Genomic DNA, 23,909 nt, shown 5'->3' with positions numbered 1-23,909 from the left:
GTGACCCTTGTCCAGCCCCCGATGATGGTGCGCGGCGGCCGCCACTCCGCCCGCGCGATGCGCCTGATGATCCGCGACCTGGCGCGCGGTCGTCAGGGCGTCGCCGCGGCCGGGGACCTGAAGGTCCGTCCCCTGGAGGCGCCCGGGCCCGGGGTCCGGGTCGGCGACGGTTCGGCCCTCATCCACGGGGTGCGCCCCTGGCAGGGCGCCTACACCCAGACCAACATCGGCGACGCGGTCGTCGACGTCCCGCCGACCGGGCCGTTCGCCCGCACCGACCTGCTCGTCCTGCGCGTCGAGGACCCCGAGTACGAGGGCGAACGCGACCCGCGCACCGAGGACGTCGGCTACTTCCACCTAGTGAAGGGCGTGGACCGGGACGCCAACGTGCTGCGCGGGATGACCGCCATCCCCCTCGCGCGCATCACCCTGCCCCGCAACACCGCCGCGGTCACCGCCGACATGATCACCGACCTGCGCCGGCTCGCCAATCCGCGCACCGAGCGGACCCTGCACACCGTGCACCCCAGGGACACCGAGCAGGTGCCCTCCCCGCACGGCCGCTGGGCGAACTGGCCCAAGGAAGCCGCCTGGGAGGTGGACATCCCTGCCTGGGCGACGAAGGCGACCCTCGTGGTCACCCTCTCCGGCCTGCGCGCCGAGGCCGGCAGCATCTACGCCGAACTGCGTACCCGCCTGGGTGAACACAGCGCGGCGGCGACCGTGGTCGACGACGACGGCACCACCACCCGCCGCTCCAGCGTCACCCTGGCCGACACGCTCACCCTGCCGCCCGCCTACCGGGGCACCCGCCAGCACCTGGCCGTGCAGATCAACCAGACCGACAAGTACGGCGACGGCGACCTTGCGGTCGCCAGGGGCACCACGGTGACGGCCGACATTCAGTTCACGGAAAGCCCGGTGTGATGGCTGACTACCGCTACATCCTCGCCCGCGCCGCCACTGGCGACGTCCTGCACTGGAACCTGCCGCTGACCGAGGTGGAGTTCGGCCCCGAGCGGTCCGGGCCGGGCTCCTTCCACGCGACTCTCAACCCGACTTTCCGCGCTGCGCTGAGCGACATGCTCGACGACGCCGGCGACACGGTGATCCTCGTCGAACGCAACGCGCACCTGCTGTGGGGAGGGCTGCTGTGGCGGGCCGAACCCGAAGGACCCAAACTCCCCGTCGAGGCATCCGGGTTCACCAGCTACCTGCACCGCCGCTTCGACCTGCACGGCAACCTCGACGGCCGCGGCCCCTACATCGAGGCCGACCCCTGCCAGGTCATCCGCGACGTGTGGACGTACGCGCAAGAGCAGCCGGATGGCGATCTGCAGGTCGTGGTGGACGACACGAAGTCGAGGGCGAAGACCGGTACCGCGAAGGACCCCTACACCACCTCCAAGACGGACCCCCGCAACCTTGGTGAGATCGTGGATGAGATGGCCGACATCGATGACGGCCTCGAATGGACCGAAACCGTCACCTGGCGCGGCCGCCGCGCCGAGCGGCGCATCGTCCTGGGCGCTCCCCGACTCGGGCGGCGCCGCGAGGACCTGACCTTCACCACCGGCGCCAACGTGACCGGCGAGCCCCACGTCATCAAGGACGCCGACTCCTATGCCCAGTGGGTCATCGGCCTCGGTGCCGGCCAGGGTGCGAAACGCAAGGTCGTGGTCGACGGTGTCCGCAACGGACGGCTGCGCCTGGAGCACAAGCTGGAGACCAGCGAGAAGGACGAGACCAAGCTCAAGCAGCGCGCCCACAGGGAACGGCTGGCCCGGCAGATCCTGCCCACGCTCACCGAGCTGGAGATTACCGACCACCCCGCCGCCCCGATCGAGGCGCTGCGCGTCGGCGACGACGTCCGCATCCGGCTGCACGAGCCGCACACCGCCTACGACGGGTGGAACCGCATCACCGGCTGGACCGTACGCCCCGGCGAGGGCGAGACCCCCGAGCGCGTGACGCTGAAGCTGGAACGCACCCTCAAGCCAGAGGGCGACGACGAGACGGAGGAGGCGTAGATGCCGGACACGATCGCCGAACTCGCGCGCCGACTGGCCGCTCTGGAGCGGCGGGTCACCGTCCTGGAGCGGGCCCGGCACGCGCCGTACCCGGCGTGGCGGGACCTGCCGCTCACCGGTGACACAGCCGTGCCCGACTCCGCGCAGCCGCCGCAGATCCGCGCCAACCCGTGGAACACACTGGAGTTCAGCGGCCGGATCGGGCTGATCGACGGACGGGCCGTGGACGAAGCGCCCGTCGCCCTCCTGCCAGACGGCTTCTGGCCCGCCGCACCCCGCACGGTTCCGGTCGCCTCCGACGCGGCACGACGGGAACTCCACCTCGACATCGACACCAGCGGCAACGTGACGCTGCGCATCCAGGACGGCGGCAGCGTGAAAGTCACCTGGCTCAGCCTCGACGGTGCCTCGTGCCGCATCGATGGCGACGACGGGGAGTAGCGGCCGTGTTATCCGTTGGCGGATCCGTTACCTGACACGATCGGGATCTCATCAAGGATGTGCGAGAGGGGGTCATCGCCATCGTTGACGGTGGAGTTGTCGGTGCACTGTTGCTGCTGTTGCGACGTGAGGATGGGGACATCCTGTACGCCGATGTTGATCAGAGCGAGCACAGATTGAAGGCCGAGCTTGCCGATTGCGATGCATGGCTTGTTCAACGTCCCTTGGATCAGGGACATTTGCGGGCTCTCCTGTCCGCCGGTGTGGGTATTTCCATAACCAGTGGGAGCAGGGTCCGCCCACGCGACTGCTGAGCCGGTGGCGAACAGAGTGAATGCGGCGAATGCAGTTACGGCTACCTTGCGGATCACTGTCGTAAGCCCCCTGATGGGATCATCCTTCTACAGGCGTGCGTCTCAAGCGTGTTGGACGCCTCAGTCCGCTGACCACGGGGTTCGGCATATCTCGCCCGAACGGGGGATGCGGTACCCCATCGTTCACGTCGCCAATGGCAAACGTCGCTCGTTCCTTGCCGCTGGGTACGATGAGCATCGGGTGACCCTCCACCCGTTTCGCAGCCAACTCCCGAGGGACCGGCCCGCATTTGTCAGGGCTCGGCCGACAGCCGTACGGCGCAGGGGAGAAGGCGAAGCGAGCGTGGCAACTCCGTTGAGCGCGGAAAGGTTTCTTTCTGCGCTGAAGCACGCGGGCCTCGGCGTCGTCGAGCACGGCGCCTGGCGCACCCACAACCGCAACAGATACGGCAACTGGGGCCCCGTGAACGGGGTCATGATCCACCACACCGGCCCGTACTCGTCCGAGGCCGACATGGTGGAGCAGTGCCGCGTCGGCTACCACGACCTTCCCGGCCCCCTGTGCCACGGCGTGATCGACCGGTCCGGGACGATTCACCTGGTCGGCTACGGCCGCACCAACCACGCCGGCATGGGTGACACCGACGTGCTGCTCGCGGTCATTGCGGAGAAGAAGAGCCTGCCGCGCGACAACGAGGCCGACACCGACGGCAACCGGCACTTCTACGGCTTCGAGTGCATCAACACCGGCCACCAGACGTGGCCGTCCGCGCAGCTGGACGCGATGGCCCGCGCCGCCGCGGCCATATGCCGCGCGCACGGCTGGAACGAGCACAGCGTCATCGGCCACAAGGAATGGCAGCCCGGCAAGCCTGACCCCGGCGGCATCGACATGGACGACTTCCGCGCCCGCGTAGCCCGCCACCTCAAGGACCACGGCAAGACCCCGGGCAAACCCAAACCGCGGCCCACACCCAAGCCTCTCCCGAAGCCGAAGCCGAAGCCGAAGCCGAAGCCGAAGCCGAAGCCGAAGTACGCCGCTTATCCCGGCGCGGACTTCTTCCACGATGGTCGGTCCTCGCCGGTGATCGCCGCCATGGGAAAGCGGCTGATCGCCGAGGGATGCGACTCCTACGACACACCGGCCGGCCCGGTGTGGAACGACGCGCATCGCCGCTCCTACGCCGCCTACCAGATCAAACGCGGGTACCACGGGGCCGCCGCCGACGGCATTCCCGGGCCGGAGACCTGGGCGGCGCTGCGCGTGCCGCATCCAGCCGGCGCGACCGACACGACGTCCAGCACCCCGGAACAGGAGCACGACCCCATGCCGCAGGCCCTGGCTGACATAGCGGAGCGGACTATCGCCACCTACGTTCAGTCTGTTCTTGGCCTGATGGCGGCCTCCAGCACCACCGACCTGGTGTCGCTCTCCACCTGGCAGGCCGCCGCTGTTGCCGCGCTCCCCGCAGCCCTGTCGGCGCTGAAGTCCACGCTCGGCACGGCCTTCGGGCGTACTGGTACGGCGTCCTGGCTGCCGGCCAGGCGCGACCCCGCCACCCCCAAGTACTGAACCCGCTCCGGGAGATGAGGAGGCATCTGTGCCCGAGGGAGAGATCGCGCTGGCCCTCGCGGAGCTGCGCAGCGCCTTGGAGGTCGGCCTTGCCCGTATCGACGGGCAGCTGGCGCTGCTGGTGCAGCGCAGTGACCAGACGGACAAGGCCGTCGAGGACCTGGAGCAGCGGGTGGCCTCCCTGGAGAAGGGGCGGTGGCCGTTGCCGACCGTGGCTGTCCTGGTGAGCGTTATCGCGGTGGTGCTCACTGCGTTCGGCGTGCTCAGAGGCTGAGATCAAGGCTCCGGGCGGCGTCGGCGCTGTCGGTGTGAAGGCCTCGAAAGAAGGGTGGCCCCCGCCGGAGCGGGGGCCACTGGTCCTTCTTGGAGACCGCTGCCCACGATAACAGCGTCCGCGCAGACCGCCGGCATCGTGGTGGGGCTACGCTCGTGCGTCGGTGTGTGCGGAGAAGGGCGAAGGGGCATGGTGGCAGAGCGGCTGAAGCCGTATCTGGTGGGGCATCAGGAGTTTGCTGCCTTGTACAGGGTCGAGCCGCAGATGGTTTCGCAGTGGCTGGCGCCCAGCCGCGGGGTCCTGGACCCGGCCGCAGGCATCGTCGTGTCGGGTGTGCGTTACTGGCCGTTGGGGTTCGCGTGCCGTTTCGGGGGTACGACGCCCCGGCCGAAGGTGCTCGACGTCCTGTACAAGGAGCGGCTCATGGCGCAGCAGGGCGCGGGCTGGGAGGCCGATTCCCGCGACCAACTGCCGCCGATTGTGGGCCAGCAGGAGATCATCGCGCTGTTCAGCCTGCCGTCCCAGGGCACCCTTGCGACACGTATCGCTGCGGGCAACTTCCCGGAGAGGGACTGGCTGCTGTCCGGGTCGCAGCTGTGGTTGCTGGACACGGTGCTCGACGCGGTGCCCGATCTGCGTGCTCGCGCCCGCACCCTGTCGTGGGAGGTGGACGAGGCGGTGGCCGCGATGCTGCGCGACGGCAGCTATGACGGCCCCGGATCGAGGGTCCTGACGCGTGGACGGCACGCCCGGAAGGGTGTCTGACCTGCGGAAATACTGTACTTAGAGTCGCTTTGCGCATAAGATATAGACATGCCCGTTCGGGTATATCGATCCCTATTCGCAAGGAGGCTCTTCGTGCAGGTCGTACGCACATCCCATGGCCACGGTGTTGCCGTCATGGAGGCGGGTGAGCTGTTGATGGCCGAGGTGGTGCTGTCGCGCTATGTAGTGGAGAACCCGGACTCCCGCATCGCTGTCCGGATGCTGGCCGAGGTCTCCCGCGTCAACGATGAGACGGAGAACGCCATGGAGGACGCGGCCGAGGAGGCAACCTCGACCTGACGCCTCCGATCTGAAGTCCTGCCTTCGCGAGTGGGGTTGATCATCCGGCATCCAGCCTCCAAGATAGGTTGCAAGCCAAGAGATTTCGAAGCGAGCAGCCGGGAGTGGGGTATGGCGGCAGTCCAGGACGAGATTCCGGGCCTGGTGATCCACACGGTGAGGCAGCCCGATGGCCAGGCGGCCACGATCCAGGCGCAGTTCGAGGCGTTCCACCGGCTCAACCCCTGGGTGCTGCGCGCCTTGGAAGCCCTGACCGCCGACTACTTGAAGCGCGGTGCGCGCCGTGTCGGCATCGGGATGCTCTTCGAGGTCCTGCGCTGGCGCTACGCCACAGCCACGGAAGGCGACGACTTCCGCCTCAACAACAACTTCCGCTCCCGCTACGTGCGGCTGCTCATCGAGCGCCACCCGCAGTGGGGGCCCGCGTTCGAGGTCCGCGCGCTGCGGACCGACTGAACCCACCTTCTTGGAGACCAACAACCCATGAACCAACCCACCGAGCAGCAAGTCGGCGACGCCGCGTCAGCCGCCCGGGCGGCGACCGGCGTCGAGACGCTGCCCGAGCGCACCGTCACCCAGAGCGCCGTCGTGCTGCGTGCCGACCAGACCGAGTTCAACGAGCGTCAGGTGTCTGCTCTGGCGCTGATCAGTCCCGGCCTCCAGCACGCTCCTCGTGCGCAGCTGGCGGTGTTCTTCCACTACTGCGTGCGCTCCGGTCTCGACCCGTTCGCCCGCCAGATCTACATGATCGGCCGCAAGAACAAGGGGGAGGACCGCGAGGACAACCCGGTCAACTGGACCATCCAGACCGGGATCGACGGCTTCCGCACCATCGCCCACCGGGCCGCCGAGCGGACGGGGGAGCGCATCTCCTACGAGGACACCGTCTACTACGACGCCGACGGAGGCGCGCAGGACGTGTGGCTGGCGCCGGGCCCTCCGGCGGCCGTGAAGGTCACCGTGCTGCGGGGTTCCAGCCGCTTCCCGTTCATCGCGCGCTGGAGCGAGTTCGCCCCGGAGTACTGGGACGCCAAGAACGGCCAGTACGTCCTGGCCAAGATGTGGCGGCAGATGGGCTCCCACATGCTGCGCAAGTGCGCCGAGGCCGGATCGCTCAGGATGGCCGCGCCGCAGGACCTGTCCGGCGTCTATGTGGACGAGGAGATGGCGCAGGCCGACGCCGAGATCGTCGCGGGTGAGGCCGAGGAAGCGACCCAGCGGCTGCGGGCGGCTGCCGGCCTGGAGACCGGCGAGGCCGAAGGGCAGGCCGAACGGCCTGCCACTGATACGACGCCGCCGAAGAAGAAGGCCGCGCCGCGCAAGCGAGCCCAGGCCCGACCGGAGCCGGAAAAGGCGGCGCAGGCCGCGGACGAGGCGGTCATCACGCGCCGCCAGCGCCCCACCGGCAAGCGGACCGCTTCCAAGGCCGCCCGCTCATCAGCCGATTCCTGACACCACGGGGGAAGAGACCATGAACACCACCGACGAACAGAACCAGATCCTGACCGCGTCCCACGCCTACCTGTCCGGGCGAACCGGCTGGGACGAGATGCCCGAACTCGTCATCTTTAAGCGCCACAGCGACACGGGCTTGACCGTGCAGCCGCTGCCCATAGCTGACGTGCTGTGGGAGCTGTTCCATCCCGCCGACGTGATCGTCGCGTCGGCGAGGGCATCCAAGACCACGCGGATCGCCGCTGAACCAGACTCGGTCGCCCTGGCCTTGCGCACCGAGGGATTCTCCATCAGCCCTGACACCAGCCCGCAGGCGGCTGAGGCACTCCGCCGCCGCGGGGCCGGAGGTTCGGCGCCCCGCAACGAGCAGATCCCCGGCCGGGTCGAACAGCGGTGGATCAACGCCGTCGACCGGCACGGCAGGCAGTATCTCGTGACCGCCGACCGGCAAAGCGACGGAAGCGCCACACCGCCGGTGACGCAGCCGCTCTCCGGCAGCCAACGGCTCACCGGCTCCATCCAGCAGGCCCTCGATGTGTTCTCCCAGGCCGTCTGGCGGCGTCCCGCTGCCGCCGCTGCGCCCCTCCCCTTGTGGGAGCGCCGGTGACTCTCACCCGTGAGCCGGCCGTGAGCCTGTGGCCCGCGGCCCACGCGGCCGACGCACGCCGCCCCCGTTCCCGGCAGACGAAGATCGGTGCGAGTGACACCGTATGTGCGCGGCGTGCCGGATATCTCCTGCACGGCCGAACGCCGACCGACGTGGGGGAGAAGCGCAAGGCGATCCTCGGCACCTGGCTGCATGAAGGCGCGCTGGAGGCAGTCCGGCAGGAATACGGCTGGATCATCGAGCGCCGTGTCGAGGACGACACCATCCGCGGGCACATCGACGCCGTCCAGCTCGATGGCCCCACCGCCTCGCGGCTGCCCAAGCGGCTTCGCCCCAGCCTCCCGGCCGAGGAGGTGACGGTGGAGGACGTCAAGACCAAGAGCCCCTTCCAGTGGGACGCGATCCTGCGCTACGGGGCCAGCGAGGCGGAGCTGCGTCAAGTCCTGCTGTACGCGGACCTGTTGGGTACCGAGGGTTTCGCCGATATCGAGGGCCAGCGGCAGCTCGCGCGTCTGGGCCCGCTGCCCGTCGGCCGTATCCGGTTCCGGTTCATCAACCGGGACTCGGGCGAGGACCACGTGCAGGAGATGCCCTTCACCGCTGAGCGGGCGCAGGGGGCGCGGTGGTGGGTGGAGCAGGTGCGCGCCGCACAGACGCCGGAGGACCTGCCGCGTACGTTCGCCGGTCCGGGGCTGTCCGCTGTCTGCGACAACTGCCCTTTCAAGTCGGCCTGCTGGGGCCCGGCCGTCGCTGGCCGCCGACCGCAGAGCCTGCTCATCCATGACGACGCCGAGCGGGCGAAGGCGCTGGCCGAGTACGTCGAGGTGTCGGCGCAGATCAAGCCGCTCAAGGACCGGCTGAAGCAACTGCGCGACCAGTTGGACGGCTCCGAGGAGGGCGTCTACGGCGACAACGTGCTGACGTGGAGCGGCGGCAATCCGACCAAGGTCGACGACGTGGACGCCATGACCGCGCTCTTCCGGCAGGCCGGGCTGCCCGTGCCCGTGGCCCCCGACACGGCGGCGATGAAGGCCCAGTTGAAGGCGGCCGGCATCCCCGTGCCCGTGCGCCTGGACCACGGGCGGCGTACCGCGGTGAGCATCAACGTCACCGTGCACAAGAAGCCCTGATCCGCTCTCCGGCAAGGGGCAGGGCCGCTGCAGGCCCTGCCCCTGCCTCAGTGCGGTCGGATCCGGACGTGACATGAAAGAGGTGCCGGTGAGTATCCATCTGCTGGTAGTGGCGGCGTACCTGCCGAAGGAGGTGATCAACAAGACGCAGAAGCTGGTCCTGATGAAGATCGCGGATTCCGCCGACGACCAGACCCGCCTGGCCCGACCGGGCCTTGACCGGATGATGGCGTGGGCCGGTGTCGGCGACAAGCAGGTCATCACGGTCGTCACTGAGCTGGTCGGCCTGGGCCTGGTCGAACGAACCGAAGTGGGCCGCTCGGGCCGCCGTGCCGAGTACAGGGTCTTCCCGTACGGCGTGCCGCCCATCCCGTCGACCGAGGAGCTGTCCGAGCGGCGCCGTACCGCCCGCCGCGTACCGACGAATTCCCGGCTGGCCAGGAAGGTGCCACGGCGCAAGCCGTCGGCACCGGCCCGCACCCGACAGGACGTGTCCGCGCGAGAGGAAGCGCATGCCCCGACAGGGGACCCGGACGGCGCAGGGTTTCCCCAGGGGAACCCTGACGGCGGGCAGGAGAGGGTTTCCGTACGGGAACCCTCTGGGTTTCCCCAGGGGAACCCAGAGGGTTTCCCTGGGGAAACCCCTTCTCTTCCTTGTCCTTCCTCTCTCCTTCCTTACCCCCCTACCCCCACGGGCGGCCCGGCGAAGGAGGCGGACACGTCCGCCGATGGGCAGTTGCTGACCGGCTGCCCGAAGCACCGGGTGCCGGAGGACAACTGCCGGGGGTGCGGCACAAATCCGCGTGCCGGTCGCGAGCAGGCGCGGAGGGATGCCGCCGAGCGCGAGCATGCCGCCCAGCAGCAGTGGCTGAGGGAGTTCTTCGACGAGCAGCAGCGCCGTGTGGCCGACACGGACCCGGTGGCGCTGGAGATGGCCATCCAGCGCGCACGGGAGCTTGCCCGCCTGGGCCGGTCAGGTTCCAACAGCGGTGAGCCGTAGGCGAGTTCGGTGATCACTTTCGTTGACGCTGCCACGTATGCGAATAAGATATAAGTAGAGCTTCGGAAGCCCTCCGAACCCGACACCTGGAGGTCTCATGACCGCCACAGCCCTCACCCCCGCACCCGACGCCTACTTCGTCGTGGCCGAGGTCATCCATGGGCCGCACGCCGCGCCGATGGTCGGCAAGGGGCTGTACTGCTCCGTCGAGTGCGCCTCGACCGGCGTACGCGAACTGACCGACTCGATCGGCGAGAACGAGCAGGGCTCGGCCTTCGTTCTGCGCTACCGCGGTCGCCACGTCGGCTGCGCCGTCGCGTGCGGCGGACGGATCTGGATGGTGCAGATCCTCGGCTCACGCGAACTGCCCGCCATGCCCTGAATAGCTCGTTTTTGTCACCTAAAGATAGGTGGCAAGGCTGAATTAACTGAGCGCCTTTTAGGGGTGCTCATCCCGCAACACCACTTCTTGGAGCCCAACATGAGCAACCTCGCGGCACTGCCCGAGCACAACCTCCGGACCAACCCGCTGTGGTTGGAGCTCTTCCGCAGCTACTGGCACGTCATCACCCCCCTGCGCTACCTGGGCTGGACCACCGACGTGGACCTCACCGACGATTTCTGCATCCGCGCAGACCTCGCCGACGGAACGGAGCTGGTCGTCGCCGGCGAAGGCGCACTGCCCCGCGATCCCGCCGGGGTGACCGGCTGGCGCGTCATACGCCGGGACACCGGCAACCCGGGACGGCACACCGTCCTGTACGACTCGCTGCCCGGCGGCCCGCAGCGCCACTGCCGTGCGGGCCTGATGCCGATGTTCGCGCGCATCGACGCACTGGATGTCCCCAGGTCGGCCTACCGGCTGGTCACGTCGGCCACGTACTGCGCCCCATACGGCCTCAACACCAGCCAGGGCGGAGCGAGCGAGACGCCTGGGCTGGCCGTGGCCCGCTACTTCGAGTGGGGCCAGCGCCTGACCACTGCCGAGGGCTACCAGCGCGTCTGGGAGCGGCCCGAGCCCGACGGTTACCCGCTCGCCGTGCTGGAGAAGGACGGCTACATCGCAACCCTCCGCGTCATGCGCAGCACGGATACGGAGGGCGCGTGATGACCCTCCACTACCTCAGCGGCGTCGAGTTGCTGCGCCGCGCTGACGAGGCCAAGGCTCGCGCCCTGTACGCGGATGTCATCGAGGCCCTCGAACAGCACTGCACGGACGTCGGCGTGGACTGGCCCGGCAACGAGCTGAGCATCATCGTCCCGCTCACGGCCGACGGCGAGCAGTACATCTCGATCGCGGGCCGTAGGTCGCTGGACTGGCACGAAGACCGCAGCACGCTCGGCGGCTGGAGTGCCCAGCACATCGACAACACGCACGGCACGTCCAAGGTCATCTACGACACCACGACCGGCGAGGGCGAACCGCCCGGCGACCTATCCCTCGAACCTCTCGCCGAGGAAGTCGGCGCGTACGTGAACGGCTGGCGCCATGCCCGTTGAGGGGCGCGGCCGGTGATCTGGCTGCTGATCCTCCTGCTCCTGGGCCTTGCCGCGTTCATCGCCCTCGGCGTCGAGGACAGCCGCCACCACCGCGCGCTCGGCGCACACGACCAGACCTGACCTGACCCACAGTCGCCCGGCCCGATCCAGGGCCGGGCGGCACCAGCACCCTTGGAGAAGACCCCGTTGGCCCGTGCCATATGCCTGCTCTGCGGAGCGGGCGGAGACGGAGCCGGCCTGCGTGAGGCCGGATTCGAGGTGATCCTCGGCATCAACCACTGGCAGACCGCCGTCGACACTTTCGAGATCAACTTCCCCGGCGCGGCGGCACGCTGCGCGGACATTCAGAACTACCCGATGCGCTGGCTTCCCAAGGCCGCGCTCTGCTGGGCCTCGGTGATCTGTACCGAGATCAGCCCCGCGGGCGGCAAGAAGCGTCAGCCCGATCCCGCACAGGAAGCCCTCTTCGAGGACGAGGAGCTGTGGCGCAACGTCCCGGAGGAGGCGTTCGAGAAGACGCGCGTCACCGCCTGGTGCGTGCTGCGCGCCGCCGAAGCCAAGCGGTTCCCGTGCGTCGTCGTGGAGAACGTCGTCGAGTTCGTCAGGGACTGGCCCCTGTTCCCCGACTGGATCAGGTGCATGAAGAAGCTCGGCTACCGCGTCCAGATCGTCTCCGTGTCCTCCGCGCACATCGGCGATGAGACCAACCCGTATGCGCCCCAGTGGCGCGATCGCGTTTATGTCGTGTTCACGCTCACAGGCGTCCGCCGCCCGGACCTCGCGCCGCGCCCGCTGGCGTACTGCATGGACTGCGGGCGCGACGTCAAGGCCCGACAGACCTGGTTCGATGCGAAGGTCCGCGTCGGCAAGTATCAGGAGGACTACAACTACCGCTGCCCGAACACCCGTTGCGGGCATGCCGAGGTCGAGCCGTACGTGCGACCCGCGTCCGACATCATCCTGTGGGACGACATCGGCACGCGGATCGGCGACCGCGCCAAGCCGCTCGTGCCCAACACCATGGCGCGCATCGAAGCGGGCCTGGCGAAGTTCCCGTTCGAGCCGAGCGTGGTCACCCTCAACCACGGCAAGGACGGCACCGACCGGGCCTTCGCCCCACGCCGGCGGCCGATGCCGACACGCACCGCCAAGCTCGGCGAGGCACTGCTGGTACCGGTCGGCGGCTCCTGGAACGACACCGCCGCGCGCGTCGACGCGCCCATGCGGACGCGCACGACGCGCGAGAGCGAGGCCCTGGTCGCCATCGATCCGGCCCCGTTCATCGTCGAGTACCGCAACAACTGCGACGCCGCCCCCATCGACAACCCCCTGTCGACACTGGCCACGGCACGCCACCACGGCCTGGTCGTGCCCGATGGCATCGCCGGGGACCGCTCCCGCAACACCCTGGTCATCCCCTACCGCAAGGGGAACACCGCCAAGACCGCCGGCGTCCCGCTGCACGCGATGTCCACCCACGACTCGGCCGCCGTCGTACGCACCGCACCGGCCATCGAGGACTGCTACTTCCGCATGCTCCAGCCGCGCGAGCAGCTGTCCGCGCAGCGGTTCCCGGACACCTACCAGGTCCTCGGCACCAAGGCCGACCAGACCATGCAGGCCGGAAACGCGGTCACCGTCAGCGTCGCCCGCTGGATCGGCGAACGCCTCATGCCCGTCCTGGCCTGACCACCCCCACAAGAAGAAGGAGAAGTCCGTCATGACCCCTACTGCATCAGATCAGTTGAGCGTCCTCGCCCGGCAACGCCAAGAGCTCGATGCCGTGCGGCGGCGCATCCAGAAGGCGTACTGCCTGACCGTGCTCGACCACATCACAGCGCAGATCCGCGCCGTCTGCCCCGAGGCCGCGTACATCGGCTTCGCCTACGACGGCCAGACACGGAACGTGGGTTTGCTCGGCGTGCTGGGCGAGCAGACCAGCCAGCTCAGCGGCCTGCCCTGGCTGTGGGAGAGGAGCGGCGAGAAGCACCCTCTTGCCGAACTCGCCGCTGAGATCGAGGCCGACGTCCAGACGGCGCTGGAGCCCTACGACTCGCCCGCCTGGGCCACGGTCCGGCGCAACAGCGCGATTGAGGGCAACCTCTGGCTGGTCGAGCTGCCTCCGCCCGACCGGGCGGCGCGTATCAGCGAGTTGGTACGCGAGCACCACCCCGAGGCCACCGCTGCCGTCATCGACAGCCGCAGTGCCGGAGGCCAGGTCATCGGAGTGATCGAAGGCATCACCGACGACGGCGCCGACAACCGGGTCCGACCGCGCTGGCCGCGCGAGTGCGACGAGACCCTGAACCGGCTGGTCGCCCAGCTCCTCGCGCTCCCGGCACTGGCCCAACGCCAGCTCGTACCAGCCGACGACGCCTCCGGCGGCCGTGCGCTGCTGATGCCGTTGCCGCCGACTGGATAACCGGCCCTGGACAAGCACCCGATGGGCGACACCGGGTGGGTGAGCAGGGCGCCGTGCGCTGGAGACGAGCGGTTCACCCCCGGTGACACCCTCGACGAACCGGAGGTCCTCGAGGACCTGCTCCGGGCGCCGCACCTTCAGGATCTGCTCAAGGTCTGCCGGGTGTGCCCGTTCAGAGCCGCGTGCATCAGCCTCGTCAAGCCCCGCGCCTCCCGGTACGACGGCATCTGCGGTGGACGCCTGTGGCTCAACGGCGAGATCCGCGCCACCTGCGAGAACGCCCACCCCGGCGAACTCAGGGAGGGCGCCAGACCCATCACCCACGGCACCCCGGCAGGCGCCCGCGCCCACAACCGGCGAGGCGAACCGGCCTGCTCCCTGTGCAAGGACGCAGCACGGATCGACCAGGCCGTCCGACGCGAACGCAAGAAGGCCTCCGACCCGTAAGCACCCCATCAACCCCCTCATGGAGAAGACATGTTCACCATCAAGGCGGACGACCTGTCGGCCGTCCTCGACCAGATCACCCCGCACCATCTCGACGTCCGCGACACCGGCGGCCTGGATGTCGTCGTTCTCGACTGCACGCGCAGTTATCTCCATGCCGTCGGCGCAGGTGCCAGCACGCTTGCCGTCGCCCGGACACCGATCGAGAACACCGTCATCTGGACCGCCCCCATCGACTACGACGAGGCCACCGCCCTGCGTACCTGGCTGGACACCTCCGACCAGGTCCAGGTGGAGCACGCGATCGACGACGGCCGCCCGCTGCTGCGGTTCACGGAGGGCCCGGCCCGGATCACGATGCCGGTCGTCACCGATGCACCCGAACTGCCCTGCCGGACCATGGTGCGGGTGGAGGCCCAGCCCCGCCTTGCCGAGGAGCGGGCCGTACGCATCAGCTCCGAGGACCTGGCCCGGTGGCAGAGCGCCGGCCGCGATGTCGAGATCTGGCCCGCCGCCGGGACGGCGGCCTTCGTCGTCACCGCGGGCCCGGACTTCATCGGCGTCCAGCTGCCCGAGCCCAGTGACATGTACGGGGGCGCGCTGGAAGGGGACCCGCTGGAAGGCTGGACGGCGTCCACGCGGACCCAGGTGTTCCTGCACGCAGGCCTGCCCTACGAGGTGGGAGCCAGCTACGCGGACCGGTGGGGGAGGGTGTGGCGCATCCTCGCCCGCCCCGCGCCAGGGCAGGAGGCGACGGCCGTCAGTGGCGACCCCTCCGGCGCCGCGCTGCCCCTGTCGGTGGTACTCGTCGCCGGAGGGCCCCTGATGCGCGTCTGTGATTGACCTCAACCCAAAAGATAGGTTGCAATGCTGAACTATGGATATGCGACTACAGGTTGGGGCGGCATCGCAGGCCATGCCGTCGGGGATCCGGGCTTCGGCCTTGACGTCCTCCCCGCCGCGTGGCGCGCCGGGGCGCTCCGCTCCGGCGACGCACTCCAGCTGCCCCGTCCCGACCGCGATGCGAAAAGGAAGCCAGTGAACAAGGCCCAGCTCATCGAAGCCGTCACCGACAAGAGCGGCGACCACCTCTCCGCGGCCGTAGCCGTGGAGACCGTCCTCGACGTCATCGTGCGCGCCGTCGTCGCCGGCGACACCGTCTCGGTCACCGGATTCGGCTCCGTCGCACCCCGCGACCGCCCGGCTCGCACGGCACGCAACCCGCAGACCGGAGCCAAGGTGCACGTCGACGCCACCCGCATCGTGCGGTTCCGCCCCGGCGTGCGGTTCCAGGACCTCGTCGCAGGCCGAGCAGACCTCCCGGCCGTCGGCAACTGCATCAAGAAGGCCCCCAAGACCCCCCGCGAAGCCCCCCGCCCGTAACCGCGCACCCCAGGCCGCCGCCCCGGCCCGCTCCGGGGCGGCGGCCCGCCCTAAGGACACCGATGGACCACACCGTGGGAACCGAGATAGAAGCCACCGCCCAGTGGCTTGAGGAACACGCCGCCCCCGGCGCCGCCACCGTCTTGCGCCGCGTCGCCCGCCAGCGCGACCAAGCCCGCACAGTCCTGGCCGCCGCCCGGGCCCGCGGTGCCCGCCAGGCCCTGGCGTGGAGGTCAGCACGCCAGCGCGTCCGTGAGGCGAAGGCCGACACCGCTGAGCTGACCCGCCAACTATGCGACCGCGCAGGACAGCAGCACGGCTCGGCGCGGCCGTCTGACTCCCGCGAGCAGGACGTCGTACACGAGAACGCCCTGATGCGCGTCGACCTCGCCCGCTTCCAGAACCTCGTCGAGCGCGCGGGCTGGCTGCCCGACTCCGACCCGCGCCGCCTGTGGCGCTGGCGCGACGGCTGGTGGGAACTGGCCCACCGCAAGCGCAACCCCAAGGACGGCTACCCGGACACCGGCTGGTACCTGTGGGGCCCGGCCGAAAGCCACTTCGGGAAGTGGACCGCGTCGACGAAGGCCGACGCGGCACGCGAAGCAGACCGGCTCATCACCCAGCACCTGGCCGCCGCGGCGGAACTGCCGCGGTGACCGGCCAGCTCGAACGGGCCGGCGCCCGCGATGCTCCCGTCACCCTGCCCAGCGTGCAGGTCGCGGGGGAGTGGCAACCCCGCGTCATCGGGCTGGACCTCTCCTTGACCTCCACCGGAATCGCGGGCGCGGGCTGGGCGATCGCCGCACGCCCGGGGAGGCGGCGCGGCCATGAGCGGATGGACTGGCTGCTGGGCGCCATCGGCCTGCACGTGACGGATGGCGCCGACCTGGTGGTGGTCGAGGGTGCGGCCTACGCGCAGGGCGCGCAGGCCGGGCACCACGAACTCGCCGGACTGTGGTGGCAGGTGACGCAGTTCCTGTGGCGCCAGCGCATCCCGTACGCCGTGGCCAACCCGCACCACCGCACGATCTACGCCACCGGGCGGGCGAACCCGGCCCAGCACCTTCCCCGCAAGGAGCGGTCCCGCGTGGCCAAGGGGATGGTGCGCACCGCAGCCGTCGAGCGGTACGGCGTCGAGTGCGACGGTCCGGGCCGCTACGACCAGGCCGACGCCACGATCCTCGCCGCGATGGGCCTCGACTGGCTCGGCTACCCCACCGTGCCAGTCCCCGACACCCACCGCCGGGCCCTGGAAGCGGTGCAGTGGCCCGACCTCATCCCGATATCCGCGAATTAGGGAATTGAATTGCGGAAAATAAAATCGAATTCGAATGGGTGGATATTGCTTTTGGGGTATTTGCCATTAAGATATAAGTAGAAAGTTTGGAAAAGGGAAATTAAAGAAAGGGTGCGGGAATGAACGACCTCCCCTACACGCAGCTCCACGGCGGCCGGGCACACGTCGAGGAACAAGCCCTCGTCACTGCCTTCGCCAACAGCACCGTGCAGCAGGAACTGACCGGCGACGAGCGGTTCATCATCCTCACCCACGACGACATCACCTGGACCGTCGTCAACATCGACCTGCTCTCCACCGTCACCGCCTACGAGAACGGCGGAACCACCCCCATCACCCGCATCATCTACCGCCCCCTCACACCGGCAGAACTGTCCGTGTTCAACAAGGTCCTGGACTACAAGCGCCCATAGTCCACACCACCGCATAAACCCTGCGCCCCCGGCCCGACGGCCGGGGGCGCACCCATACGCGCAAGCGCCCTTCTTGGAGACCACCGCATGACCTACACCCGAGGAATTCTGACCCTCGCTCAGCACATCGGAACAGAACCCGAACACGTCGCCCGCGCCCTGCGCGCTGCATCCCGCACCCACGCGGTCATACGCGCCAACCAATTCCAGGACCTGACCGACGAGCAATTCCGGCGCCTCATGGGCGGCGACCGCCACGTGGTCGCCGTCGTCGCCAACCTCGCCCTGCGCTACGCCGGACGCATCGAAGACGCCCTGCTCCTGATGGACATCTACCACGCCAGCCAGGGCGCCAAGCCGCCCCGGCAGGCGATCCGCAAGGGCGTCGGCACCCTCCCCGAGCACCACGACCACCCTCACATCCAGCAGGCCATCCGCATCCTCGACGCCGCCGGCCTGCCGCCTCTCGTCACCGACGGCATCCACGAACTGCGCCCCGGCTTCCAGGTCCTACCCGCCAGCGACGAACTGCCCGGCTGGATCTTCATCGCCCCCGACCCGGACTGCGCCGACCGCACCGGCTTCGCCGGCGGCCCCCTCGGCTACCTCGCCGTCATGCGCTGGGCTGGATGGGGCGTCATCACCGAGCCCATGCCCGCAGGGCTGTGGGCCGTCGTCCACCCCGGCTACCGGAACGCCCCCTTCCCCTCCTGACCGCCGCCGCCCCGGGCCCGCCCGACCGCGGACGGGCCCGGGGCGGCCAATCCCGAAAGGCCAACTGCACGTGAAGTTCCCGGTAGACGACGACACCGCCAGCACCTGGTCCACGCTCCTCGCCCTCACCCCCGAGCAGACCGCCGCCACCCTCAAGGACATCGAGACCATCCTGCGCATCGGTTACGACCACAGGCCCGACTACCTGCTCGATGTGAGCTTCGAGGAACTGACCGGCGCCATGGACGTGGACGAGTTCGCCCTGATGTTCCTGATCAGCGGCCTGCGCCAGGCCGGGCACCCCGACGCCGCCCGGTCCGTGGAACTGCGCGCCATCAACGCCCAACTCGGTGCCACTCCCAGGCACTGACGCCGCATCACCCACAGCACGTCCTCTGCCGCCCCGGCCGCGCACCGCGCACCGGGGCGGCCCCATGCGCGCCCGCAGAAAGGAATCCCCCTGGCCGTGTCCGACGACTTCTTGCCCCGAGCCGCCACCCCGGCGGCGCCGCGCCCCGCACCCTCCTGGGCGAAGAAGCCCCCGCCCAAGTCGAAAGCCGCCGCACGACACAAAGCCACCGCCAAGACCACCTGGCGCAAGGCCTTCGCCCCCCGCGACCCCCACGACCACGCCCGCAAGATCGCCGAGAACGTCATGGACGCCTGGTACAGCCACCATGGCGGCAGCAGCATCGACGTCCCCCTCGGCACCGTCGCCGCGCTCGCCCTCCTGCGCCAGCCCCCCGGCACCGGCAACGGCCTCGCCGACTGGATCCTGGGCCGCCAGCCGCATGAACTGCCGCAGCTGTTCAAGGAGATCTACCTCGGCTACTGGATCAAGCGCCCCGACCTGATCAACCGTGCCCTGCGCCTGCACGACTGGGCGTGGAACCCCGACCCCGACCCCCACCAGCTCCGTGCCGTCCAGGCGGTCACCCACCGCGCCCTCAACCAGGGCCTGTTGGACCTCACCGGCCACGACGACCCTTACATGCGCGCCGAGACCGACGTCCTCAGCCCGCTGCTGACCGGCCTGCGCCACAAGAGCGACAAGAAGTGGCGCGGCGAGTACCACACACCGGCCAGTGTCACCGATCTGCTGGCCCGCATCCTCGTCGACAAGGACGTCGCCCAGCCCGGGATGGCCATCCGCGAACCCGCCGTCGGCTCCGGGACGATGCTCCGCTCCGTCGCCCAGCGACTGCGCGACCTCGGCCTCAATCCGCACGACTTCCACTGGTACGGCAACGACATCGACCCACTCGCCGCAGCCTGCGCCGCCGTCAACACGATCATCTGGGACCTCGGCCCCAACTGCTTCATCGGCTGCGCCGACTCCCTCGCCCTCGAAGACGGCGGGTACGCCACCACGCTCGCCGAAGCCAAAGACGCCTTCGAGCAACGCGACCAGTACATGGACACCGCCACCACCATCGTCGCCCACCGCCGCGCCTTCCGCCTCGTGGACGACCTCATCTCCGGCAGAAAGACGGCCGCCTAGTGAGCGACGAAGACGACCTTGCACGACCGCGCGCCACCCCGACCCGGCGCAGGCGCCGACCCGCCTTCGCCCAGCCCCAACCCACCGGCCTCGCCCACCCGCTCAACCAGCTCGCGCCTGCCCTCGAACCACCTTGGACCAAGGAGGACACCGACACTCCCGACCGCACCGCCGCCTACACCCACCCCGACGGCCACCGCATCGGCCTGCGCCTTCAAGGCGGCGACCTGATCATCCAGACCTGGATCGCCGCAGGCCCCCACCTGCCACCCATCCCCGATGGCACCCCGAAGGAGCAGGCCGAGGCCCAGGCCGCCAACGATGCACGCCTTCAGCCCGGCCGCACCTGGCACCGCACCATCCCCATCCGTCACACCGGCGACATCACGACCGCCCTCGACGCCGTGCTGCGCGACGGACTCATCCGCTCGCTCACCACCAAGCCCAAACGCATGCGAGCCACCACCTACGGGCCCCTGCCGGAAGCCGGCACGCGGGCCCAGCAGAAGAAGACCGCCAAGAAAGAAGGAACCCACACGTGACCACGTCCGACCCCCGCATCAAGATCGACGGCCCCGCCGAGTTCGCTCAGCTCTTGCCGTTCCTCGTCGGCCACCAGCCCGAGAACTGCATCGCCCTCCACGGCCGCATCGACGCCGACAGCGGCACCGGGCCGACCCTCGCCCTTCCTCTCCCCGAGGACCCCGCCAGCTGGCAGGCGGCCGCCGAAGCCATCGCAACCCACTTCCACCACATCACACACGAGCCCGGACGCCCCGACATCCTGGACATCGTCATCTTCCTCTGCCGCACCCCACGCCCCGGCCAGAGCGCGGAAGAGACCGCCGAGTCCCTGCGGCCCCTGGCCCACTACTTCATCGACGCGTTCAACGCCCCCCTCCGAGCCCCCGTCCACTCGGTCATCGCCCTCGTCGACAACCGCTGGTGGGCCTTCGAGTGCCAACTCCCCAACTGCTGCGAGGGCGAACCGCTCCCCAGCCCCGACGACCCCACCAGCGTCGCCGCGCAACTCGCCCACTACGGCCTCACCCCCGGACCCCGCAGCAGCGACATCGCCAGCGAATACCTCCCCACCACCACGAACGCGGCCCGCTACCACCAGGCCATCGACGAAGTCGGCGCGGACATCGTGGAGCAGACCCGCACTCGCGTCGGCCGCAACCTCACCCGGGAGTACACGGACAAGATCATCGCCGGGGCCCTCAAGGACTTCCGCAACGGGGCCCGACAGCTCCCTGCCGAGATAGCCGCCCGCATCATTATCGGCCTGCAGGACAACGAGGCCCGAGACCGCGCACTCGCACGCAGCGAAGACGACGACCTCGCCCACGCACGGCCGCTGTGGGGCTACCTCGCCCGCTGCTGCGTCCCACCGCACACCAACCTGGCCCCGCCCCTACTCACCCTCCTCGCCTGGACCGCCTGGCGCCAAGACGACACCATCACCGCCCGCCACGCGTTGACACAGGCCCTGAGCATCGACCCCGACTACCGCATGGCCCGTCTCCTCCACAACTCCATCAACCTCGGCGACGAACGAGACGAACTCATGGACATCTTCCGCACCGCTGGCAGCACCAAGCCCGCCGACAACTAGACCAACTTCGCCCCCCTGACCACCAAGCGTGGCCCCGACCAACAGCCGGGGCCACGCCGACCAGAAAGACCACGCATGACCAGACCAGCCGCATCCGTCGTCTGGCTCCGCCTCGAATTCCAAGGCCGTGAAGACGAGCTGGTGCACCTGTCCGCCGCAGCCACCCTCGTCGGCGTCACTCGTTCCACCGTCAGCAACTGGGCCAAACGCCACGCCAACTTCCCCAAGATCGCCCTGCTGATCGGCATAGGCGCCGGCCGCACGAAGTACGTACCCCGCACCGAGTTCCTCGACTTCGCTCGCGCGCAGCTGAACAAGGAGGCCGGAACCGCCCGAAAGACCGGCCCTCACCGGCCCTCGACCGTCATCCGATCCGAACGAATCGCCCACCACGAACGACAGATCGCCCGACTCACGGACCTGGAAAGGCGGCAGGCGGAGAAGCTCGCTGACACACGACGATCCCTGCGCAAACACCGCGCGGGCCTGGGGGAGGCCCGTCAGGGACTGGACGCCGAGATTGCGGCGGTCCGCAGCCTCGATGCAGGCCCAGCGGCAGAGGATCCCGTCACACCACCGGACGAGCGCACATGACGGCGGGGTAGCCTGTAGGAGCGCGCCTGACCTGCGAAAACGGTCAGTGTCTCATCCCCGGGCACAGGGGGAGTGAGCCCGTGTTCATCTCGATGCCGATGTGAAGCTCCTCGGTTCTATTCCCCGCTGCGACCTGCGACGTCGCAATTCACGACAGCTCCAGGCCCCCCAAGCGGGAACCGGATGGGAACATCATGGGAACGGAAGGATCAGGAAAGAGTCGGCAAGACTCAGTGTGGCTGAGCAGGGAGATGCCCTCTGACCTGGTGTTTCACTGAATTTCCCGGAAGACTTGACCAAGATCAAGATAAGCATGTGCTGACTCGTAATGCGTAGGTCTCGGGTTCGAATCCCGAAGGCGGCTCCACCCAGGACCAGGTCAGATGCCCTCTGACCTGGTCTTTTGTGTTGAGCTCCTGATGGTTGGTCAGCTTGCGGGATCGCCGTCGGGGGAGGGGAGCGCAAGGGGTGCGCATCGGGAATCGGTACTTCAGGCCTGTGACCTGGCCTTTTCAGCGGGGTGGTGATTTCCCTGCCGAAGCCTTGTGACGGTCGGCGTGTCGGTGGCTGGGGTGAGTGGTCAGGAAGGGCGGCGGGGAGTCGGCACCGGATCGCAAGTGTCAGTAGGAGTGAGCGCGAGGTCTTCGTCCTGGCTGTTGGTGTCCTGGACGCTGGGTCCGTTTTCTGTGCAGGTCCCATAAGCGCCGATCGGAGCTGCTGCGGGGCTACGTGGTCGTGCTCGATTGCTCTGGCGGGCGGCTGGCCACAGCCGTGGGCTTGTTGACCGGCCGGCGATCTTGGTCCTCCATGTTCTGGAAGTCGTCGTGTACAGCGCAGCCGCACGGTGGGTCCTTTCGCGAGGGACGCGCCGGGACGGGCTCTCACCTCTTCACATACGCGGCGATCGCGGGCTTCATGAAGCGGTTGACCGGCGTTTCGACATAACGTGACGACAGGATCGACACGGCTACGCACACCGCGTAGAACGCGACGATGAGCAGGACACCGATGGCCGTTCCGTTGCCCCACGGGTGCAGATACTTCTGGCAGACCAGGATGAACGCCCACTGGTACATGTAGATCCCGAACGTGTACTTGCCGTATGCCGACACACGGGCGACCGCACGTGCGGGCCCGCCCTCCGGCGCGGAGGCCGCTTCAGTGTCCCACCTGGCCGCCTCCTTGGCCGCGAGGGCACCGATGAGCAGCACGATGGGCACGATCGTCAGGGCCGACATGGTGAGCAGGATCGGAGCCCACAGTTCCTCGACGACGACGGCGAGCACGAGGAGGGCGGTGGGCAGGAGAACGTTCCGCGTCCATCTGCCCCGCAGCACGAGGAGGCAGACCACCAAGCCGCACAGCGCCTCGATGACACGGGTGAGCGGGAAGACGTAGACCAGCCAGTACTTCCACTCCGAGACACTGACGAGGTGGCCGCGCTCGGTGAACGCCGCGTTGGCGAACGTCGCGCTGTCCGGCAGTGCCTGGAGGACCACCGGCAGCAGCACCACGACCGCGACCAGGGCACCGAGGAGCAGGAAGAGGGCCCGGTCGGTTCTGCGGCACAGATACCGGTACGCCGCCGGGAACATCGCGTAGAGCACGAGTTCCGTCGACAGGGTCCACGCCGGCGCGTTGGCCGCCCAGTAGATGGTGTGGTCGGGGAACCAGCCCTGCAGCAAGGTGAGCGTGGCGAACATGCCCGAGCCCGCGAACATGGCGCCGAACGCGCACACCACCACGGCCCAGGTGAGGAAGTGCACGGGCAGGATGCGCAGCAGCCGCCGGGCCACGAAGCCGCGGTCCGGGGGCCGGTTCGCGGATATCCAGGTCAGGATGAAGCCGCTGAGCACGATGAAGAACGACACCGCGTTGAACCCGGACGGATTGAAGATCCGGTAGTACACGTCCTGCACGCCCGGGTCCTTGAAGACCTTCTCGAAGGACAGGTGGGAGGCGAGGATGCAGAAGGACGGCAGGAGACGGGCCGCCGCGATGTACGTGAGCTGTCTGGTCGTACGGGCCGGCTTCTCTGGTTCACGCGGACTTTCCTGCGGGGCTGTCTGCTGGGGGACGAGGGGGGTCGGATGAAGAGAGTTGCTAACCACCGGTCCACCTTCCAACCCTC

Annotated in this window: 29 protein-coding genes and 2 pseudogenes; 29 read left to right on the top strand and 2 right to left on the bottom strand. The window is 68.9% G+C overall.

Annotation, left to right across the window (positions count from 1 at the left end):
- From ACWDAG_RS32555 to ACWDAG_RS32545, 3 genes are read left to right on the top strand one after another with little or no spacing between them, the layout of a single operon-like run.
- Positions 1-927: a hypothetical protein gene (locus ACWDAG_RS32555; protein ID WP_450699128.1), complete on the top strand. Its 927-nt coding sequence runs from the start codon at positions 1-3 to the stop codon at positions 925-927.
- On the top strand, positions 927-2,030 hold the full coding sequence (locus tag ACWDAG_RS32550) for a hypothetical protein (protein ID WP_450699127.1): 1,104 nt from the start codon (positions 927-929) through the stop codon (positions 2,028-2,030). Before ACWDAG_RS32555 ends, ACWDAG_RS32550 begins: the two co-directional genes overlap by 1 nt.
- Positions 2,031-2,471, top strand: a complete 441-nt coding sequence (locus ACWDAG_RS32545; RefSeq protein WP_450699126.1) for a hypothetical protein — start codon at positions 2,031-2,033, stop codon at positions 2,469-2,471. It abuts the gene before it with no gap.
- An 8-nt stretch (positions 2,472-2,479) separates the two neighbouring features.
- On the opposite strand, the gene ACWDAG_RS32540 is transcribed toward ACWDAG_RS32545, so the two are convergent.
- On the bottom strand, positions 2,480-2,842 hold the full coding sequence (locus tag ACWDAG_RS32540; protein WP_450699125.1) for a rodlin: 363 nt from the start codon (positions 2,840-2,842) through the stop codon (positions 2,480-2,482).
- 286 nt (positions 2,843-3,128) lie between these two features.
- Between ACWDAG_RS32540 and ACWDAG_RS32535 the strand changes: the two are divergent.
- From ACWDAG_RS32535 to ACWDAG_RS32410, 26 genes and pseudogenes are all read left to right on the top strand, one after another.
- Positions 3,129-4,061 (top strand): annotated as a pseudogene (locus ACWDAG_RS32535) (peptidoglycan-binding protein); the annotation flags it as partial.
- A 325-nt stretch (positions 4,062-4,386) separates the two neighbouring features.
- A complete protein-coding gene (locus tag ACWDAG_RS32530; protein WP_450699124.1) occupies positions 4,387-4,632 on the top strand; it encodes a hypothetical protein in 246 nt (81 codons plus the stop codon).
- A 243-nt stretch (positions 4,633-4,875) separates the two neighbouring features.
- Positions 4,876-5,397: a hypothetical protein gene (locus tag ACWDAG_RS32525; protein WP_450699123.1), complete on the top strand. Its 522-nt coding sequence runs from the start codon at positions 4,876-4,878 to the stop codon at positions 5,395-5,397.
- Positions 5,398-5,490: 93 nt separating this feature from the next.
- Positions 5,491-5,697, top strand: a complete 207-nt coding sequence (locus ACWDAG_RS32520; protein ID WP_450699122.1) for a hypothetical protein — start codon at positions 5,491-5,493, stop codon at positions 5,695-5,697.
- Positions 5,698-5,808: 111 nt separating this feature from the next.
- Complete coding sequence (locus ACWDAG_RS32515; RefSeq protein WP_450699121.1) at positions 5,809-6,153, top strand: hypothetical protein; 345 nt, start codon at positions 5,809-5,811, stop codon at positions 6,151-6,153.
- A gap of 27 nt (positions 6,154-6,180) precedes the next feature.
- Positions 6,181-7,149 (top strand): recombinase RecT, encoded by a 969-nt coding sequence (locus ACWDAG_RS32510; protein WP_450699120.1) that lies wholly within the window; start codon positions 6,181-6,183, stop codon positions 7,147-7,149.
- A 19-nt stretch (positions 7,150-7,168) separates the two neighbouring features.
- Positions 7,169-7,759 carry a hypothetical protein gene (locus ACWDAG_RS32505; RefSeq protein ID WP_450699119.1) on the top strand — a complete coding sequence of 197 codons (591 nt, stop codon included), beginning with the start codon at positions 7,169-7,171 and terminating at the stop codon, positions 7,757-7,759.
- Entirely contained in the window at positions 7,756-8,889 is a 1,134-nt protein-coding gene (locus ACWDAG_RS32500; protein ID WP_450699118.1) for a PD-(D/E)XK nuclease family protein, read from the top strand. Before ACWDAG_RS32505 ends, ACWDAG_RS32500 begins: the two co-directional genes overlap by 4 nt.
- Before the next feature lie 88 nt (positions 8,890-8,977).
- A complete protein-coding gene (locus ACWDAG_RS32495; protein ID WP_450699117.1) occupies positions 8,978-9,889 on the top strand; it encodes a helix-turn-helix domain-containing protein in 912 nt (303 codons plus the stop codon).
- Between the two features lie 97 nt (positions 9,890-9,986).
- The gene (locus ACWDAG_RS32490) at positions 9,987-10,271 is read left to right on the top strand and encodes a hypothetical protein (RefSeq protein WP_450699116.1); all 285 of its coding nucleotides are present in this window, start codon (positions 9,987-9,989) and stop codon (positions 10,269-10,271) included.
- 99 nt (positions 10,272-10,370) lie between these two features.
- Positions 10,371-10,997, top strand: coding sequence for a hypothetical protein (locus tag ACWDAG_RS32485; protein WP_450699115.1), 627 nt, complete (start codon positions 10,371-10,373; stop codon positions 10,995-10,997).
- Complete coding sequence (locus ACWDAG_RS32480) at positions 10,997-11,389, top strand: hypothetical protein (protein ID WP_450699114.1); 393 nt, start codon at positions 10,997-10,999, stop codon at positions 11,387-11,389. The genes ACWDAG_RS32485 and ACWDAG_RS32480 overlap by 1 nt, the downstream gene beginning before the upstream one ends.
- A gap of 186 nt (positions 11,390-11,575) precedes the next feature.
- Positions 11,576-13,078, top strand: coding sequence for a DNA cytosine methyltransferase (locus ACWDAG_RS32475; protein WP_450699113.1), 1,503 nt, complete (start codon positions 11,576-11,578; stop codon positions 13,076-13,078).
- Between the two features lie 31 nt (positions 13,079-13,109).
- Positions 13,110-13,811, top strand: a complete 702-nt coding sequence (locus ACWDAG_RS32470; RefSeq protein ID WP_450699112.1) for a hypothetical protein — start codon at positions 13,110-13,112, stop codon at positions 13,809-13,811.
- A 21-nt stretch (positions 13,812-13,832) separates the two neighbouring features.
- Positions 13,833-14,258, top strand: a complete 426-nt coding sequence (locus ACWDAG_RS32465; RefSeq protein WP_450699111.1) for a hypothetical protein — start codon at positions 13,833-13,835, stop codon at positions 14,256-14,258.
- A 30-nt stretch (positions 14,259-14,288) separates the two neighbouring features.
- Positions 14,289-15,101, top strand: coding sequence for a hypothetical protein (locus ACWDAG_RS32460; protein WP_450699110.1), 813 nt, complete (start codon positions 14,289-14,291; stop codon positions 15,099-15,101).
- Positions 15,102-15,296: 195 nt separating this feature from the next.
- Positions 15,297-15,614 (top strand): annotated as a pseudogene (locus tag ACWDAG_RS32455) (HU family DNA-binding protein); the annotation flags it as partial.
- Positions 15,615-15,703: 89 nt separating this feature from the next.
- A complete protein-coding gene (locus tag ACWDAG_RS32450; protein ID WP_450699109.1) occupies positions 15,704-16,297 on the top strand; it encodes a hypothetical protein in 594 nt (197 codons plus the stop codon).
- Positions 16,294-16,938: a hypothetical protein gene (locus ACWDAG_RS32445; RefSeq protein WP_450699108.1), complete on the top strand. Its 645-nt coding sequence runs from the start codon at positions 16,294-16,296 to the stop codon at positions 16,936-16,938. Before ACWDAG_RS32450 ends, ACWDAG_RS32445 begins: the two co-directional genes overlap by 4 nt.
- Positions 16,939-17,057: 119 nt before the next feature.
- Positions 17,058-17,351 carry a hypothetical protein gene (locus tag ACWDAG_RS32440; RefSeq protein WP_450699107.1) on the top strand — a complete coding sequence of 98 codons (294 nt, stop codon included), beginning with the start codon at positions 17,058-17,060 and terminating at the stop codon, positions 17,349-17,351.
- An 87-nt stretch (positions 17,352-17,438) separates the two neighbouring features.
- Positions 17,439-18,065 carry a hypothetical protein gene (locus ACWDAG_RS32435; RefSeq protein ID WP_450699106.1) on the top strand — a complete coding sequence of 209 codons (627 nt, stop codon included), beginning with the start codon at positions 17,439-17,441 and terminating at the stop codon, positions 18,063-18,065.
- Positions 18,066-18,135: 70 nt separating this feature from the next.
- Complete coding sequence (locus ACWDAG_RS32430; protein WP_450699105.1) at positions 18,136-18,435, top strand: hypothetical protein; 300 nt, start codon at positions 18,136-18,138, stop codon at positions 18,433-18,435.
- 96 nt (positions 18,436-18,531) lie between these two features.
- Positions 18,532-19,566, top strand: a complete 1,035-nt coding sequence (locus ACWDAG_RS32425; protein ID WP_450699104.1) for an N-6 DNA methylase — start codon at positions 18,532-18,534, stop codon at positions 19,564-19,566.
- Positions 19,566-20,108: a hypothetical protein gene (locus ACWDAG_RS32420; protein WP_450699103.1), complete on the top strand. Its 543-nt coding sequence runs from the start codon at positions 19,566-19,568 to the stop codon at positions 20,106-20,108. Before ACWDAG_RS32425 ends, ACWDAG_RS32420 begins: the two co-directional genes overlap by 1 nt.
- Complete coding sequence (locus tag ACWDAG_RS32415) at positions 20,105-21,184, top strand: DUF4192 domain-containing protein (RefSeq protein ID WP_450699102.1); 1,080 nt, start codon at positions 20,105-20,107, stop codon at positions 21,182-21,184. Before ACWDAG_RS32420 ends, ACWDAG_RS32415 begins: the two co-directional genes overlap by 4 nt.
- A 75-nt stretch (positions 21,185-21,259) precedes the next feature.
- Positions 21,260-21,778 (top strand): hypothetical protein, encoded by a 519-nt coding sequence (locus ACWDAG_RS32410; protein ID WP_450699101.1) that lies wholly within the window; start codon positions 21,260-21,262, stop codon positions 21,776-21,778.
- 881 nt (positions 21,779-22,659) lie between these two features.
- Here the strand turns inward: ACWDAG_RS32410 and ACWDAG_RS32405 are convergent.
- On the bottom strand, positions 22,660-23,889 hold the full coding sequence (locus ACWDAG_RS32405) for an acyltransferase family protein (protein ID WP_450699100.1): 1,230 nt from the start codon (positions 23,887-23,889) through the stop codon (positions 22,660-22,662).
- Between the last annotated feature and the right edge of the window lie 20 nt (positions 23,890-23,909).

The sequence above is a fragment of the Streptomyces sp. NPDC001157 genome (assembly GCF_053598255.1).
The sequence above is the reverse complement of the archived record's forward strand: the minus strand, read 5'-3'. Positions and strand labels throughout refer to the sequence as shown.

Bases quoted from the DNA above. Each gene is read 5' to 3' on its own strand.
- ACWDAG_RS32550 (WP_450699127.1), top strand. From the start codon at position 927: ATGGCTGACTACCGCTACATCCTCGCCCGCGCCGCCACTGGCGACGTC.
- ACWDAG_RS32470 (WP_450699112.1), top strand. From the start codon at position 13,110: ATGACCCCTACTGCATCAGATCAGTTGAGCGTCCTCGCCCGGCAACGC.
- ACWDAG_RS32490 (WP_450699116.1), top strand. From the start codon at position 9,987: ATGACCGCCACAGCCCTCACCCCCGCACCCGACGCCTACTTCGTCGTG.
- ACWDAG_RS32460 (WP_450699110.1), top strand. From the start codon at position 14,289: ATGTTCACCATCAAGGCGGACGACCTGTCGGCCGTCCTCGACCAGATC.
- ACWDAG_RS32410 (WP_450699101.1), top strand. From the start codon at position 21,260: ATGACCAGACCAGCCGCATCCGTCGTCTGGCTCCGCCTCGAATTCCAA.
- ACWDAG_RS32435 (WP_450699106.1), top strand. From the start codon at position 17,439: ATGACCTACACCCGAGGAATTCTGACCCTCGCTCAGCACATCGGAACA.
- ACWDAG_RS32510 (WP_450699120.1), top strand. From the start codon at position 6,181: ATGAACCAACCCACCGAGCAGCAAGTCGGCGACGCCGCGTCAGCCGCC.
- ACWDAG_RS32515 (WP_450699121.1), top strand. From the start codon at position 5,809: ATGGCGGCAGTCCAGGACGAGATTCCGGGCCTGGTGATCCACACGGTG.
- ACWDAG_RS32545 (WP_450699126.1), top strand. From the start codon at position 2,031: ATGCCGGACACGATCGCCGAACTCGCGCGCCGACTGGCCGCTCTGGAG.
- ACWDAG_RS32480 (WP_450699114.1), top strand. From the start codon at position 10,997: ATGACCCTCCACTACCTCAGCGGCGTCGAGTTGCTGCGCCGCGCTGAC.
- ACWDAG_RS32505 (WP_450699119.1), top strand. From the start codon at position 7,169: ATGAACACCACCGACGAACAGAACCAGATCCTGACCGCGTCCCACGCC.
- ACWDAG_RS32440 (WP_450699107.1), top strand. From the start codon at position 17,058: ATGAACGACCTCCCCTACACGCAGCTCCACGGCGGCCGGGCACACGTC.
- ACWDAG_RS32465 (WP_450699111.1), top strand. From the start codon at position 13,833: ATGGGCGACACCGGGTGGGTGAGCAGGGCGCCGTGCGCTGGAGACGAG.
- ACWDAG_RS32450 (WP_450699109.1), top strand. From the start codon at position 15,704: ATGGACCACACCGTGGGAACCGAGATAGAAGCCACCGCCCAGTGGCTT.
- ACWDAG_RS32485 (WP_450699115.1), top strand. From the start codon at position 10,371: ATGAGCAACCTCGCGGCACTGCCCGAGCACAACCTCCGGACCAACCCG.